The organism is Thioclava sp. NG1, from assembly GCF_003122275.1.
Classification (GTDB): domain Bacteria; phylum Pseudomonadota; class Alphaproteobacteria; order Rhodobacterales; family Rhodobacteraceae; genus Thioclava; species Thioclava nitratireducens.
The window spans coordinates 129,466-142,304 of the sequence record NZ_QFBB01000004.1 but is presented as its reverse complement, the minus strand read 5'-3'; the positions used below and the strand labels follow the sequence as shown (position 1 = coordinate 142,304).

Sequence of the window (12,839 nt, the reverse complement as noted above, 5' to 3'; positions counted from 1 at the left end):
GCACATCAATTTGCGATCCTGCGTGACTAGGTATGTCACGATGGATGACAAGTGGTTCAAACAGCAGCAGAAGCGGGTCGGAGTAACGGCCGAAGATATCGCGCGACACTTGGGGCGCGATCGATCGGTCGTGTCGAAGATCTACACAGGTCAGAGGTCGATGACGTTAGACTTCGCGCGCAAGTTTGCTGAGGTGCTGGACGTTCCCTTGGCAGAGGTTCTTGAGCGTGCGGGCGTTGGAACGGGTGTCGAATTGAAGAGCATGGCCCCCGGGATCTCTGAGGGTGATGCTGTGCCTTGGTCGCCAAAGGAAAACGATCGTCGCAGGACGCCAACGATTGCCGAAGCCTTTGGTGCAAGTGCGGGCGTTGATATCTGGCGGGTTCAAACCGGGTCTATGGCGCTACAGGGATATATGCCTGGCGATTACATGCTAGTTGATACGCATCAGGCTGAGCGTGCGAAAAATGGCGATGTGGTCGTCGCCCAAATTTTCGACAATGCGAAAAACCGAGCGGTAACGGTGCTGCGTAGGCTTGAGACGCCAGTTTTGGTCGCCGCATCGATGGAGCCGGGAGACCGGCGCGTGCATGTTGTCGATGGGATCAATGTGGTGGTGCGTGGCAAGGTTATCGCAAGCTGGCGGATGGGCGATGAGGCGCGAAAGCTTAGCGAGGACGAGGTCCGCGCTATCAACCAATCCGCGCACGGGATAAAGTCCACTGGACCAATTCGCCCAAAGCTTACCACTAGGCGAAAAATCGACACTGACATTTGGATCGCCGGGGGAAGTAGCGAGGATCAATGATCGACGCGTATGGCGAGGGATGGCCGACAGACTACGTCGAGCAAGACGCGTTTGATCGTGCGAAAACCAAATGGCACGACCGCTCTTGGCTCTCAATTTTTCTAATCTGCGTGTCGGGCGCCTATGCCATGGACCACTATTTCTGGTGGACCAGGCTTGAATGGGTTTTGAGCTTGGGGTTCCTCCTGAGCATCCCGCTTTTAATCGGTATAAATATGGCCGCTGAGGGGATCGGGGATTGGGCGGGGCGACGCGCTGTTCTCCTCCATCGCTACGGGCCCTCTCGGCAAAAAATGCGATAATCGCACAATTTGCCTTGACAGTGTGCGGTGCCCACTCCTAACTCTTGATGCAGAACCACTGCACCAGGAGCCAAGCCCATGGCACACTCGCCTCTCGTTCCGCCGGCCGAACTCGGCCCGATCTCCGATAAAACCCTCGAACACGCCATCTCGGCCGCGACGAACGTAGAGCGCGCGCTGGCCGACGATGGCGGCCTCGATCATCTCGACCCGCACTCGGCCGAGCTGCTGCTTCTGGTCGCGCGTCCGGCCTTCGAGGAGCTGCTGCAGTATCGCCGCCGCATGAACGTGATCCGGGACCTTGCCGCTGACGACAAGGTCATCCTGATGCCGGGGCGCTGAGCGATGAAGATCTTCTCGCTCCACACGATCGAACAGCGTCACCGCACCCATCGCATCGCCGCGCGTGATGCGGCAGCTGCGGAACGCGCTCTGAAATCCCGTCTGCCGCGCGGCGCCCGGATCATCGAGCGCGCCGTGGCGGTCGACATCGACGCCGACGCAAGCTCGGCCGAGGCGGCGATCTCCCATCTACTCTCCACCGACTTCCTGCAGCTCGACGCCGGGATCGACGCGAAGATCGAGGACTGGGTGCTCCACGCCCGCTCTCAGCGCCACCTCCCGTCTGCGCTTGCGCGGATCAATGCAGGGCTCGGCCCGGTCGGCCTGCGCGTAAGCGCGGATGATCGCCTCTGGATCGGCTCCGCCGCGTCCGTGCCAGCGATCGGCCTGATTTTCGAGGGCACCGAATGGGCGGGCACCGGCCTGACTTCGGCTCTCCGCCACATGACCGGGGCAGAGCTCTCCAACATGACCTTCGCGGGCAAGCGCGCCCGGGCCGTTGGCCTGCCTTTGTCCGTCGTCTTCGCCATCCAGCCGCAAGAGGTGACGCAGTGACCATCTCCATCCCCATGCCGACCGAACTGATGACCGCAGCGGAGCGCGCCGGCTGGCGCATGGCCTGTGAGGCGATGCGGCTGAACGGTGCTCGGATCGAACGCTCCGGCAACCAGATCGGCTCCAATGACGAGACCACCGTCCGCAAGGGCGATCTGCTGACCCATTGCGGGAAGATGGTCCAGGTCGTCGCCGATCTGACCGAGATCCAGCTTGAGCATCGCCGCGTGGGTCCGCCTGTCAGCGTGGCGGCACCGCCGAGCGACACCCTCCTCTGATTACCCCACGGGGGCCGCCCGCGAAGCGCTGCTCGCCTTCGCCCCCACGCACCCCACGCTCCAGCCGCAGGCGGCAGGCGGGAGCCAACGAGAAAGCAGAACCGATGCACGCACTGTTCACAGGTTTCCGGGCCATGCTGCGCAACTGGCTGCAGCATTACGCTCTCGCTTCGGCCGAGCCCGAGACGCAGGACGACTTTACCGCCTCGATCGCGCGCCAGCGCGCGGTGCTCGAGGCCCGCAATAACGGGGGGCTGAAATGAACCGTGCCAACCGTACCCGACCGATGCTCTCGACCGACCTTGTCCAGGCACTCACCTTCGCCCGCTCAGCTCATCACCTGATTGTCTCTGTGCAGGAGATCGCGGCGATAGCGCATTGCAACCCGGCGACGCGCCCGCTCGGCATGGGCCTGGACGCTGCTCTGGCCGAGGCGTTCCCGGAAGCGCCGCGCGCCGTTTCGAGCGCGCCCTTTCGTGACGGGAGGGCGGCCTGATGACTGAGCGAACCTTCATCGACACCGCCGAAGTCGCCGAGATGCTGGGCCTACCGTCGTCGCAAGCCTTCCTGATCCGCAGAACGGATCTCGAGGACCATCACGGATTTCCGATCCCGATGCCGCACTGGAAGCGCCCGCTGAAATACCGCCGCGACCAGATCGAGCACTGGATCGAGATGAACGGCACGCCGAAGGGCGAGGATCCCGCGATCGACCCGGCGCTCATTGCATCGGGCAAGGTCCGGATGCTCGCGGAGGCGCGGCGGTCATGAGCGATTATCATTTCACCGCCGGCATCCTGCGCGACCAGATCGTGTCGGAGCTCGCCGATAACCTCGAGCAGACGCCATACGTGGTCGCAGAGCTCGCGTCTCGCCTGGAGCGAGGCACGATGGACTTCGATGACTTCATGGATGGGGTCCGCACCCTCGATGACAATCAGCAAAAAGCACTGCTGACCTTTTGCAATGCGGTGTCGCTGAGCCTCTCGGAAGAAACCGTCTGATGCGCCGCAAGCTCGCCATTGGCGCGGGCATCGCAGCGCTCTGGCTGATCCTGCTCTGGATCATGCCCGGTCCGACAATCGGGGCCACCGTCACCACTCTAGGAACCGCCGCGCTCGCACATGGGCTCGGCTACGACTGAACCGGAGCCATAATGAACAAGCCGCTGATAAACGAACCGAACGCATGCGCTCGCATAATCTCTGAGATCGCGCAGACATGCTTCCTCATCGGGGCGGAAACTGAGTTCGACGCCTTTTTCCGCTGGAGCGGGCACGTAGGCGCGATCGACGTCATGGTATTCTCAAAAGAGGAGACCAGGTGGCACCCGGGAGATGCGCTTCTGAGATTTGAGGAGTACCTCACGCAGCCAGGTGCGGACCAGCATCCAGATTTCTGGACCGGCACCTGTCAGCGGGCTGAGAAATTCGCGGCACAACTCAACGCATTTCGTGAAGAGAACCGCCGCTAAAATCAAACCGTCGGACAAGCCCATGCCCAAACGCCTGATCCCTAATCCGCCCAACGGCCTGCGTGAACGCACGCGCTCGAATGGCACCACCCGTCTCTGGTGGGAACCGTCGGCCGCCGCCCGCAAGCTCGGTTTCTCCTCTGTCGAACTCGACGAGCGTCGTCTCACCTGGTCGAAGCGCGAGGCCGAGCGGCTCAACGCCGAGCTCGCACGCGCGATCGCCACTGGAAAACGCGAAGCGCCGAGCCCGATGGGCCGCTCGATCGAAGCCTTGATCGAGAAATATCGTCGCTCGACCCGCTGGACGGACCTCAAGCCTGCGACGAAATCCGATTACGAGGCGAGCTTCCGGCTTATCCTGCGGAAGTGGGGCCCGTACCAGGTGCGCGACTTCGACAAGTCGATTGTGCACGCCTGGTACGAGACGCTGCGCGACGGCTCGGGCGAGTGGCAGGCAAAGAGCCTGATCCGGAAGCTCTCGATCCTGATGTCCTACGCAGAGATCCTCGGCTGGCGGCCGGACGGCTCGAACCCTTGCGCGAAGCTGGGCCTCAAGACGCCGAAAGGCAGGGGCCGCGTAGTGAGCTGGGAGGAGTTCGACGCGTTGCTTGCCACGGCCGACGACATCGGCCTGCCCTCGATCGGTACGGCCATGGTGCTTTCGCTCCTCCATGGACAGCGTCAGACGGATTGCTTCTCCGCCCGCATCGAGGACTTCCACCAGCTCGAGTTCATCCAACCCGACGGGGCTGTCGCATCGGGTTGGGTCTGGATCTTCGACCGCTCGAAGCGTGGCAACGAGGGCGCCCTGCAACTGCACCAGGATGCGGTTGCCCGCATCGAGGCCGCGATGGCCGCAGCGGCAGAGGCGGGCCGCAGTGGCGCGGATCCGCTGCTGCACGACGAGCGTCTCAATCGACCCTATGAGCGAGACCTATTCCAGCGCCGCTGGCAGGAGGTTCGCGCTGAGACGATCGCGCGCGACGAGAGCGGCGCATTGCGCTCGATCGAGACAATGCAGTTCCGGGATCTGCGCCGCACCTTCGGCGTGCTGGCCCGCCGCGCCGGCGTCGAGCGTGACGACATCGGCGATGTGCTCGGCAACACGATCGCGAGCAACGCGCAGCTCGCCATGATCTACACCCCGGCCGAGATCGAGACCCGCTCGCGGGCGATCCGTGCTATCAAGAGACCTTCGACGGAGAAAAAGGCATGACGCATGCCACCTGCGCAGATCCGCGCTGCGGACACATCCTCGGTAAAGACAACGTCTCCGGCTGCTGCGCGCTTCACGCGCACGGCGCGCACTGCCAGTGCGAACGGTGCCGGAACAAGCCGAAGCCCTTGCCCGAGTGGCTCGACGGTACGGCAGAGAAGCGCTCAGCTTCCGTCACCTGCATCAGCTCAACCTCGAGCACCAATCATGTCGTGAAGGTTTCGCTACCGCGGGAACCATGGTCATAAGGGCGCGTTTCTCAGCAACGAAAGGGTGACGCTACCGCTGTTCCAACCGCTGGTTGTGCCAATTATGACTCGCATTGGCCATAAAATGAGCGGATTTTTGGCATTACGTTCACGTGACGTGCGGTTGGTTCGTGACAAACCGTCACTAGATTTCGTAAATCTAGTATATGGGAGGATATCCGGTCGCTGCTGCGATTTGGATGAAAAGGACTGGACAAATGAAACTCAACGCATGGAAGAACGACAAGTTGCTTGAGCGTCTCCAAAGGGATGCGGGTCGAAAAATGTCGGAACGTGAGATCCGGCAGCAGAAGATTTCGTTCGTCATGGGGTCGCTCGACGAGAAAAGCGACCTCACTCGTGACGACGTTGCAAAGCTCATCGATGAGCATGAGGGCCGAGAGCACGAGGACGAAGCTGCTTGATCCTCTACAACATTTTCCAAAACGAGGCGCATCCTGAGTACAAGAAGCTCGCCGCTTCAAACGGGGTGCGCCACTACGATTTCCTCAAATCTATTGTCGAAGCTGCTATCGGGTCGCAGCAATTGCACCTGTCGGGTACGATAGTAAAAGCCCTGAACTTCCACGCGATCGCCTGTCTGCACACTGACGCAGGACAGTGGCGATCGGGGAAAGTGTACATGTCCTCTGAAGATGGTCTCAAGGATATGTTTCCCGAGCCTTGGCAGCTTCCGGACACGATGGATCAGTTCATCAACGAGGTGAACCGAGCGTGGCTGGAAGCCGATCCCTTAACGCTTGGAGCGTATGTACTGTGGCGGCTCAATCTCATCCATCCATTCTTCAACGGGAACGGAAGAACTGCTCGCGCGGCCTGCTACTTCGTTATTTGCGTCAAGCTCGGTGGTTGGCTTCCGTATTCGACGATCCTGCCAGAAAAGATCGTCGAGAATCGGCCTGAGTACATCGAGATACTGAAGCGGGTGGATGCCTCCGCTGCACTTGGGGCCTTGGACTTGAGTGAGCTCACCGCTTTCCTCGATCGTCTTCTCCAGGAGATCCACGACCGAGATCAGCCGGGAGAAGCGCCGCCAGCGCAACCTTAATCCTCGCGTCGTTACGTAGATGTCCTGGACGAGGCTACCCGCCCAGGACAACGCTTATCAAACCAAGATCGACTGGAGCGCAGCGCGCAAGCTGCCAGGGTGGATGCGGCCTTTGAGGACAGCATCCACTTGCGATTGGCTCACATCGAACCAAGCCGCAATAGCAGCAATCGATTTGCCTTGAAGGTTGTGGCGCCACACGTCGGTGGCATCGTCAAAGTCGAGCCAGTGGCTCATCGTCGAGGCGTTCATCAGGATCTCCTTTTTCGCCCGAGACCGCCGAATTTCTGTTGCGCCTTCCGCAACGGGCATGCGAGCATGGCCGTCAGAAAGCCCGTGAGAATGGGCGGTCTATTTAAGTGCTCTGAGGGGGTCGCGTTCGGCTCAATGAATTTGAACCCCCTCAGCGCCGGCTTCTACCACTAGGGCAGATCGGATACCGGCACACACAATGTGCCGTTCGTGCTGTGGGGGCGTCAACGAAACTTTCGCCCAATGTCTGTCCATTTTTCAGTTGACCGGTAGGGAAAGGAAGCGCACGCGCGATTCCTCCAACGTCCTGATTTGCTGGACATTTTGTCACATGAGACATCTAAGTTATGGGAAACAAAGCGGAAACGTCCGCCGCGCCGCAGCTGGGTTTTCAACGGCTTACCAGTAATCGCTCGAAAGCGTGCATGACCATAAAGACAGGTAAAAAAATCCCGGATTTTTCAGTGCAGTAGCGTTTTCGGCTACTCTCGACTGCCGAACTCAGACGTGGGTGATTCGTCCAGCTCAGTTTTCGGTGTGGTAAACGATGCGAAGCTCAGCCGCGCCGCGGCGGCCACAGCGCTGGCAGACGGCCTTCCGCGCCAAATCCTCGACCGTGACCTCAGGGTTCCTCTCTGCCGCCTCTCGCAGGCTCACAGAGCCCCTGTGGCCGCAGGCGCACCAGAGGTGCAGGCGATGGCGCTGGAGATCTCGAGCTTTCGTCACCTGATTTTCCCTCGCTCAATCCGAGCGTCCGATCCGGACGCTGTCGGACGGTCGGACGCATAACCCAGCCGAGGCTGAGAAATGCGTTACATATTAGGGGGATGATGGTGAGCCGTGCAGGATTCGAACCTGCGACCCACTGATTAAAAGTCAGTTGCTCTACCAACTGAGCTAACGGCCCATCACAGGGCGCGTCTCTACAAACCCCCGCCGGGGGGGTCAAGGCATAAAATTCACAAAAATTGCACATCTGGAAAAAACCTTGGCGCGGGCGTATATCGCGCGCCATGAATACAAAGCGCATACAGAGCGGACTGCCCTTCATGAAGATGCATGGGCTCGGCAATGACTTCGTCGTGATCGACGCCCGGAACGGCGACGATCCGGTCACGCCTGCGCTCGCGCGTGCGCTCGGTGATCGGCATCGCGGCGTGGGATTCGACCAGCTCGCGGTGATCCGCCCCGCCCAAGGGGCTGATTTCACGCTCGATTTCTGGAACAACGATGGCACGCGGGCGGGTGCATGTGGGAATGCGACCCGCTGCGTGAGCGATTACATGATGCGCCAGCTTGGTCGGGAGAGTGTCACGCTGCTCACCGAACGCGGGCAACTCAGCGCGGTGCGGCGCGAGGACGGGATGGTCTCGGTCAATATGGGCGCGCCGATTCTCGAAGCGGCGCAAATTCCGATTCTGCCCGGCATCGATCCCGCGCATCTGCCGCTGGGCGGCGACCCGATCGCGGTCGGCATGGGCAACCCGCATTGCGTCTTCTTCGTGGACGATGCCGAGGCTGTCGAAGTGGATCGCCAGGGCCCGGTGATCGAGCATGATCCCCTGTTCCCCGAGCGCACCAATGTCGAATTTGCCAGCGCGATCGGCCTCGACCATCTGCGGATGCGCGTCTGGGAGCGCGGCACCGGCATCACGCTGGCCTGCGGCTCGGGCACCTGCGCCACCGCCGTCGCCGCGCATCTGCGGGGGCTCACCGGCAAGCGCGTCCTCGTCGATGTCGATGGCGGCCAGCTGGAGATCGACTGGCGCGAAGATGGCGTCTGGATGACCGGCCCCACCGCGCATGTGTTCGATGCGACCCTCACTCAAGATTTTCTGGACGCGATATGAAACCGCCCGTTTTCTCGACTCTCGGCTGCCGTCTCAACGCCTATGAGACGGAGGCGATGAAGGAATTGGCTGCAGGCGCCGGGCTCGAAGGGGCCGTGGTCGTCAATACCTGTGCCGTGACCGCCGAGGCCGTGCGCAAGGCCAAGCAGGAAATCCGCCGTCTCGCGCGCGAGAATCCGGACGTGCCGGTGATCGTGACCGGCTGCGCTGCGCAGACCGAGCCCGACACCTTCGCCGCGATGCCCGAGGTCACCAAGATCATCGGCAATCACGAGAAAATGCAGGCCGACACCTGGGCGCAGCTCGCCCCGCAAGGCCCCGATTTCATCGGCGAGACCGAGCGGGTGATGGTCGACGACATCATGTCGGTGAAGGAGACCGCCGGTCACCTGATCGATGGGTTCGGCCGCCATCGCGCTTATGTGCAGGTGCAAAACGGCTGCGATCACCGCTGCACCTTCTGCATCATCCCCTTCGGGCGCGGCAATTCGCGCTCCGTCCCGGCGGGCGTCGTGGTCGAGCAGATCAAGCGCCTCGTGGATCGCGGCTTCAACGAGGTCGTCCTCACAGGGGTCGATCTGACTTCCTGGGGCGCGGACCTGCCGGGCGAGCCGCGTCTGGGCGATCTGGTGATGCGAATCCTGCGCCTCGTGCCGGACCTGCCGCGCCTGCGCATCTCCTCCATCGACTCGATCGAGGCGGATGAGAACCTGATGCTGGCGATCGCGAGTGAGCCGCGTCTGATGCCGCATCTGCATCTCAGCCTTCAGGCGGGCGACGACATGATCCTCAAGCGGATGAAGCGCCGCCACCTGCGCGACGACGCCATCGCCTTTACCGAGGAAGCGCGCAAGCTGCGCCCCGGGATTGTCTTCGGCGCGGATATTATCGCGGGTTTCCCGACCGAGACCGAGGAGATGTTCGAAAACTCCCTGCGGCTCGTCGACGATTGCGGGCTGACCTTCCTGCATGTCTTCCCCTATTCCGCGCGCAAGGGCACGCCCGCCGCGCGGATGCCTGCCGTGAAAGGTCCCATCGTCAAGGAGCGCGCGGCCCGGCTGCGCGCGAAGGGCGACGCCGCGCTGGCCGCCCATCTCGACGCGCAGGTCGGCACCGAACAGCGCGTGCTGACCGAGACCCCGCGCGTCGCGCGCACCGAAGGCTTTGCCGAGGTGACGTTCGAGGCGGACCAGCCCGAAGGCACGCTGATGAGCGTGTGCATCACTGGCCATGACGGGGCGCGGTTGCTGGCGGGCTGAAGGGGGCTTTCGTTTTTCGCAGCGTGAGCTAGCTTGTGGCCCATGCTGCGGATCAACGATCAGATAACCATCGAGGATTGGGAAATCACCGAAACCTTCACCCGGGCGCAAGGTCCAGGGGGGCAGAATGTGAACAAGGTTTCGACCGCGGTGGAGCTGCGCTTCGAGGCCGAACGCTCGCCGCACCTGCCGCAACCGGTGAAGAACCGCTTGCGCCGGATCGCGGGGCGCAGATGGACCAGCGACGGGGCGCTTTTGCTGCTGGTGCAGGACACGCGCAGTCAGGCGCGCAACCGCGAGATCGCGCGCGACCGCCTCGCCGAGATGATCCGAAAGGCCTGCGAAAAGCCCAAGAAACGCATCCCGACGCGGCCCACGCTCGGCTCGAAGAAGCGGCGTCTGAAGGCGAAGGCGATTCACGGCGAGAAGAAAGCGCTGCGCGGGAAGGTCTCGGATGGGGAGTGATCTGCTGGACCGGCGCGAACGGCTTTTAGGGCCGAACGTGCCGACCTTCTACGACCGCCCGGTGGAGATCGTGCGGGGAGAGGGCGCTTCGCTTTTCGACGCCGACGGCCAGCGCTACCTCGACGCCTATAACAACGTCGCCCATTGCGGCCATTGCCATCCGCGCATCGTGAAGGCGATCTGCGAACAGGCCGCGACGCTCAACACCCACACGCGCTATCTGCATGAGGGCATCCTAAATTATGCCGAGGCGTTGCTGGGCAAGTTCGCCTTCGACGGTCAGCTTCTCATGACCTGCACCGGGTCCGAGGCCAATGACGTCGCTTTGCGCATGGCGCAGGCGGTGACCGGCAAGCGCGGCTTCATCGCGACCGACAACACCTATCACGGCAACACCACCGCCGTGGCGCATCTGTCGACCCGCCGCCCGCCGATCGGGGGCTGGCCCGACCATATCCGCCGGGTGCCGGCGCCCGACAGTCTCACCCCCTTGGGCGGATCGCTCGAGGCGCAGTCCGAAGCCTTTGCGGCCAACGTCGCGCAGGCGATTGCCGAGCTGGAAGAGAGCGGCCACGGCTTCGCGGGGCTCATGCTCTGCCCGATCTTCGCCAATGAGGGGATGCCCGGCATCGCGCCCGGTTTCCTAGACCCGACCGTCGAGGCGATCCGCCGCGCGGGCGGGCTGATCCTGTGTGACGAGGTGCAGCCGGGTTTCGGCCGGATCGGCTCGCATTTCTGGGGGCACGAATGGCTGGGCGTCACGCCTGACGTGGTCACGATGGGCAAGCCGATGGGCAATGGGCACCCGGTCGCGGGCCTTGTTGCGACGCCCGAGGTGATGGGCGCCTTCCGCGAGGCTTTCGGCTATTTCAACACGTTCGGCGGGAATCCCGTTTCGGTCGCAGCCGCAATGGAGACGTTGCAGGTGATCGAGGACGAAGGCTTGCAGGAGAACGCGGCACAGGTCGGCGACTACCTTCTGCAAGGGCTGCGCGACCTGTCCCATCCGCTGATCGCCGACACGCGGGGCCTTGGCCTGTTCCTCGGGATCGAACTGGCGCAGGACGGCAAGCCCGCCAGCGAAGCCGCGGGCCGGATCGTCGAAGCGATGCGCGAGCGCCATGTCTTGATGGGCCGCGTGGGCCGGGCACAACACATTATCAAGATCCGCCCGCCGATGGTCTTCAATCGCAGCGATGCCGATGAAATGCTTGAGAAGCTTTCGCAGAGTTTCGAGGAGCTTCCTGCATGATCTCGGACGAGACCGCACGGGCGATGGCGGAGTCTGCCCTCGCTTCATGGGGAGGTGCGCCCGAGCCGCCGCGACTGGTGAAGAACCGCGAGAATATCGTCTTCGAGGCGCATCTGAAGGATGGACGCCATGTCGCGTTGCGTTTGCACCGGCCCGGTTATCAGGGCCGCGAAGGGGTCGAGGCCGAGTTGCGCTGGTGCGAAAGCCTCGCCGATCAGGGGATGCCGGTGCCGCGCCCGGTGCGCACGAGCGAGGGCGCTCTGACAGGGCTCGTGGAGGACCGCGTCACCTCTTGCGTGGGTTGGCTGGACGGGACGCCGATCGGCGCGGGCGATCAGCCGCTCTCCGGGACGCCAGAAGCAGTGCGCACCGAGGCCCAGGCGCTGGGTCGCCTCATCGCGCAGCTTCACATCAGCAGCGATGCCGCCCCGCCCGACGGGTTCGACCGGAACCCGTGGGATGGCGAGGGGTTTCTGGGGGAGCGTCCGCTTTGGGGTCGTTTCTGGGAACATCCTCAGCTTTCGGAAGTTGAGGCCACAACGCTGTCCTCGGGCCGCGGCCTTGCGCGTGTGCTTTTGGCACAGGCACAGGACTATGGTCCGATCCACGCCGATTGCCTGCGTGAGAACGTGTTGTCGACGCCGGACGGGCTCGCCCTGATCGACTTCGACGATTGCGGGCCGGGCTACCGGCTCTACGACCTCGCGACGGCGCTGGTGCAGGGCTGGGGCGACCCGCTTTGGGGCGAACAGGCGGCAGGGCTCGTCGAGGGCTATCGCAGCCTGCGACCGCTTCCGCCCGATCAGGAGGCACTCCTGCCGCTTTTCGTGGCGCTGAGGGCCTTCGCCTCCGCTGGCTGGATTGTGACCCGGGCCCTGCCTTCCGATCCGCGCCAAAAACTATATGTAGAACGTGCGCTTGATCTCGCACAGCATTTGGAGAACCGTACGCCGCCATGGGAGACCAGTCGATGAAATGGGCGAAATCCGTCGCCAAGGGCCTGCTGGGCTATCGTCCCGCCTCTTTGCAGGTGGGCGCGCTCTGTCTGCGCATCCGTGACGGAAAGACCCAGGTTCTGCTGATCACCTCCCGCGATACCGGGCGCTGGGTCATCCCCAAAGGCTGGCCGATGCGGGGACGCTCGCTGTCCGGCGCAGCCAAGCAGGAGGCGTGGGAAGAGGCCGGAGTCGTCGGCAAGATCGACAAGGAGCCCGCCGGGGCATTCCGTTATGACAAGATCCTCGATAGCGGCTTGGCGACGCCCACCGATGTCGTCGTCTTCCCGCTGCGGGTGGAGACCCTGATGAAGTCCTATCCCGAGGAACATCAGCGCAAGCGCAAATGGTTCGCGCCGAAGGAGGCCGCGAAGCTTGTGGCGGAAGAGGGGCTGCAAAAAATTCTGCGCAAGCTCTGAGCGCCGAAACGGGCCTGACGCCTTGTCACAGCGGGTTAAACCCGTTACCCCGCGC

Annotated in this window: 20 protein-coding genes and 1 tRNA gene; 19 read left to right on the top strand and 2 right to left on the bottom strand. The window is 62.8% G+C overall.

The genetic code is table 11. From position 1 onward, the window contains the following. The first annotated feature begins 40 nt into the window (after nt 1-40). The 13 genes from DEM26_RS08910 to DEM26_RS08855 all read left to right on the top strand — a co-directional run bounded on the left by DEM26_RS08910 (nt 41) and on the right by DEM26_RS08855 (nt 6,292). The gene (locus DEM26_RS08910) at nt 41-808 is read left to right on the top strand and encodes a LexA family transcriptional regulator (protein ID WP_109172201.1); all 768 of its coding nucleotides are present in this window, start codon (nt 41-43) and stop codon (nt 806-808) included. Nucleotides 809-1,188: 380 nt separating this feature from the next. Further along, complete coding sequence (locus tag DEM26_RS08900) at nt 1,189-1,452, top strand: hypothetical protein (protein WP_109172199.1); 264 nt, start codon at nt 1,189-1,191, stop codon at nt 1,450-1,452. A gap of 3 nt (nt 1,453-1,455) precedes the next feature. Continuing rightward, entirely contained in the window at nt 1,456-2,007 is a 552-nt protein-coding gene (locus DEM26_RS08895) for a hypothetical protein (RefSeq protein WP_109172198.1), read from the top strand. Beyond that, the gene (locus DEM26_RS08890; RefSeq protein WP_109172197.1) at nt 2,004-2,285 is read left to right on the top strand and encodes a hypothetical protein; all 282 of its coding nucleotides are present in this window, start codon (nt 2,004-2,006) and stop codon (nt 2,283-2,285) included. The genes DEM26_RS08895 and DEM26_RS08890 overlap by 4 nt, the downstream gene beginning before the upstream one ends. Nucleotides 2,286-2,389: 104 nt before the next feature. Beyond that, nucleotides 2,390-2,548, top strand: coding sequence for a hypothetical protein (locus tag DEM26_RS20365; protein WP_158275103.1), 159 nt, complete (start codon nt 2,390-2,392; stop codon nt 2,546-2,548). Further along, the gene (locus DEM26_RS08885) at nt 2,545-2,781 is read left to right on the top strand and encodes a hypothetical protein (RefSeq protein WP_146194446.1); all 237 of its coding nucleotides are present in this window, start codon (nt 2,545-2,547) and stop codon (nt 2,779-2,781) included. Before DEM26_RS20365 ends, DEM26_RS08885 begins: the two co-directional genes overlap by 4 nt. After that, nucleotides 2,781-3,056 (top strand): hypothetical protein, encoded by a 276-nt coding sequence (locus tag DEM26_RS08880; protein WP_075775317.1) that lies wholly within the window; start codon nt 2,781-2,783, stop codon nt 3,054-3,056. The genes DEM26_RS08885 and DEM26_RS08880 overlap by 1 nt, the downstream gene beginning before the upstream one ends. After that, on the top strand, nt 3,053-3,289 hold the full coding sequence (locus tag DEM26_RS08875; protein WP_109172195.1) for a hypothetical protein: 237 nt from the start codon (nt 3,053-3,055) through the stop codon (nt 3,287-3,289). The genes DEM26_RS08880 and DEM26_RS08875 overlap by 4 nt, the downstream gene beginning before the upstream one ends. Continuing rightward, nucleotides 3,289-3,429 carry a hypothetical protein gene (locus DEM26_RS20360; protein WP_158275102.1) on the top strand — a complete coding sequence of 47 codons (141 nt, stop codon included), beginning with the start codon at nt 3,289-3,291 and terminating at the stop codon, nt 3,427-3,429. Before DEM26_RS08875 ends, DEM26_RS20360 begins: the two co-directional genes overlap by 1 nt. Nucleotides 3,430-3,441: 12 nt before the next feature. After that, nucleotides 3,442-3,759, top strand: a complete 318-nt coding sequence (locus tag DEM26_RS08870) for a hypothetical protein (protein ID WP_109172194.1) — start codon at nt 3,442-3,444, stop codon at nt 3,757-3,759. A gap of 22 nt (nt 3,760-3,781) precedes the next feature. Beyond that, nucleotides 3,782-4,975 carry a hypothetical protein gene (locus DEM26_RS08865; protein WP_109172193.1) on the top strand — a complete coding sequence of 398 codons (1,194 nt, stop codon included), beginning with the start codon at nt 3,782-3,784 and terminating at the stop codon, nt 4,973-4,975. A 466-nt stretch (nt 4,976-5,441) separates the two neighbouring features. Then, entirely contained in the window at nt 5,442-5,648 is a 207-nt protein-coding gene (locus DEM26_RS08860; protein WP_109172192.1) for a hypothetical protein, read from the top strand. After that, nucleotides 5,645-6,292 carry a Fic family protein gene (locus DEM26_RS08855; protein ID WP_109172191.1) on the top strand — a complete coding sequence of 216 codons (648 nt, stop codon included), beginning with the start codon at nt 5,645-5,647 and terminating at the stop codon, nt 6,290-6,292. Before DEM26_RS08860 ends, DEM26_RS08855 begins: the two co-directional genes overlap by 4 nt. A 57-nt stretch (nt 6,293-6,349) precedes the next feature. Here the strand turns inward: DEM26_RS08855 and DEM26_RS08850 are convergent, their stop codons facing one another. Both DEM26_RS08850 and DEM26_RS08845 read right to left on the bottom strand, forming a co-directional pair. Further along, a complete protein-coding gene (locus tag DEM26_RS08850; protein ID WP_109172190.1) occupies nt 6,350-6,544 on the bottom strand; it encodes a hypothetical protein in 195 nt (64 codons plus the stop codon). 831 nt (nt 6,545-7,375) lie between these two features. Beyond that, a tRNA-Lys gene (locus DEM26_RS08845) sits at nt 7,376-7,451 on the bottom strand. A gap of 142 nt (nt 7,452-7,593) precedes the next feature. Here DEM26_RS08845 and dapF point away from each other — a divergent pair. The 6 genes from dapF to DEM26_RS08815 are packed head-to-tail and all read left to right on the top strand — an operon-like array spanning nt 7,594 to nt 12,784. After that, on the top strand, nt 7,594-8,394 hold the full coding sequence (dapF, locus tag DEM26_RS08840) for a diaminopimelate epimerase (protein WP_369907759.1): 801 nt from the start codon (nt 7,594-7,596) through the stop codon (nt 8,392-8,394). Then, complete coding sequence (gene mtaB, locus DEM26_RS08835) at nt 8,391-9,653, top strand: tRNA (N(6)-L-threonylcarbamoyladenosine(37)-C(2))-methylthiotransferase MtaB (protein WP_109172188.1); 1,263 nt, start codon at nt 8,391-8,393, stop codon at nt 9,651-9,653. Before dapF ends, mtaB begins: the two co-directional genes overlap by 4 nt. 42 nt (nt 9,654-9,695) lie before the next feature. Beyond that, entirely contained in the window at nt 9,696-10,118 is a 423-nt protein-coding gene (gene arfB / locus DEM26_RS08830) for an alternative ribosome rescue aminoacyl-tRNA hydrolase ArfB (RefSeq protein WP_075775325.1), read from the top strand. Continuing rightward, the gene (locus DEM26_RS08825) at nt 10,108-11,370 is read left to right on the top strand and encodes an aspartate aminotransferase family protein (RefSeq protein ID WP_109172187.1); all 1,263 of its coding nucleotides are present in this window, start codon (nt 10,108-10,110) and stop codon (nt 11,368-11,370) included. Before arfB ends, DEM26_RS08825 begins: the two co-directional genes overlap by 11 nt. Further along, nucleotides 11,367-12,344, top strand: a complete 978-nt coding sequence (locus DEM26_RS08820) for a phosphotransferase enzyme family protein (protein ID WP_109172186.1) — start codon at nt 11,367-11,369, stop codon at nt 12,342-12,344. The genes DEM26_RS08825 and DEM26_RS08820 overlap by 4 nt, the downstream gene beginning before the upstream one ends. Beyond that, nucleotides 12,341-12,784 carry an NUDIX hydrolase gene (locus DEM26_RS08815; protein ID WP_088719854.1) on the top strand — a complete coding sequence of 148 codons (444 nt, stop codon included), beginning with the start codon at nt 12,341-12,343 and terminating at the stop codon, nt 12,782-12,784. The genes DEM26_RS08820 and DEM26_RS08815 overlap by 4 nt, the downstream gene beginning before the upstream one ends. Nucleotides 12,785-12,839: the final 55 nt, after the last annotated feature.

Coding starts and splice junctions, on each gene's coding strand:
- DEM26_RS08910 (WP_109172201.1), top strand. CDS start 41: ATGGATGACAAGTGGTTCAAACAGCAGCAGAAGCGGGTCGGAGTAACG.
- DEM26_RS08900 (WP_109172199.1), top strand. CDS start 1,189: ATGGCACACTCGCCTCTCGTTCCGCCGGCCGAACTCGGCCCGATCTCC.
- DEM26_RS08895 (WP_109172198.1), top strand. CDS start 1,456: ATGAAGATCTTCTCGCTCCACACGATCGAACAGCGTCACCGCACCCAT.
- DEM26_RS20365 (WP_158275103.1), top strand. CDS start 2,390: ATGCACGCACTGTTCACAGGTTTCCGGGCCATGCTGCGCAACTGGCTG.
- DEM26_RS08885 (WP_146194446.1), top strand. CDS start 2,545: ATGAACCGTGCCAACCGTACCCGACCGATGCTCTCGACCGACCTTGTC.
- DEM26_RS08880 (WP_075775317.1), top strand. CDS start 2,781: ATGACTGAGCGAACCTTCATCGACACCGCCGAAGTCGCCGAGATGCTG.
- DEM26_RS08875 (WP_109172195.1), top strand. CDS start 3,053: ATGAGCGATTATCATTTCACCGCCGGCATCCTGCGCGACCAGATCGTG.
- DEM26_RS20360 (WP_158275102.1), top strand. CDS start 3,289: ATGCGCCGCAAGCTCGCCATTGGCGCGGGCATCGCAGCGCTCTGGCTG.
- DEM26_RS08870 (WP_109172194.1), top strand. CDS start 3,442: ATGAACAAGCCGCTGATAAACGAACCGAACGCATGCGCTCGCATAATC.
- DEM26_RS08865 (WP_109172193.1), top strand. CDS start 3,782: ATGCCCAAACGCCTGATCCCTAATCCGCCCAACGGCCTGCGTGAACGC.
- DEM26_RS08860 (WP_109172192.1), top strand. CDS start 5,442: ATGAAACTCAACGCATGGAAGAACGACAAGTTGCTTGAGCGTCTCCAA.
- DEM26_RS08850 (WP_109172190.1), bottom strand. CDS start 6,544: ATGAACGCCTCGACGATGAGCCACTGGCTCGACTTTGACGATGCCACC.
- dapF (WP_369907759.1), top strand. CDS start 7,594: ATGAAGATGCATGGGCTCGGCAATGACTTCGTCGTGATCGACGCCCGG.
- mtaB (WP_109172188.1), top strand. CDS start 8,391: ATGAAACCGCCCGTTTTCTCGACTCTCGGCTGCCGTCTCAACGCCTAT.
- arfB (WP_075775325.1), top strand. CDS start 9,696: ATGCTGCGGATCAACGATCAGATAACCATCGAGGATTGGGAAATCACC.
- DEM26_RS08825 (WP_109172187.1), top strand. CDS start 10,108: ATGGGGAGTGATCTGCTGGACCGGCGCGAACGGCTTTTAGGGCCGAAC.
- DEM26_RS08820 (WP_109172186.1), top strand. CDS start 11,367: ATGATCTCGGACGAGACCGCACGGGCGATGGCGGAGTCTGCCCTCGCT.
- DEM26_RS08815 (WP_088719854.1), top strand. CDS start 12,341: ATGAAATGGGCGAAATCCGTCGCCAAGGGCCTGCTGGGCTATCGTCCC.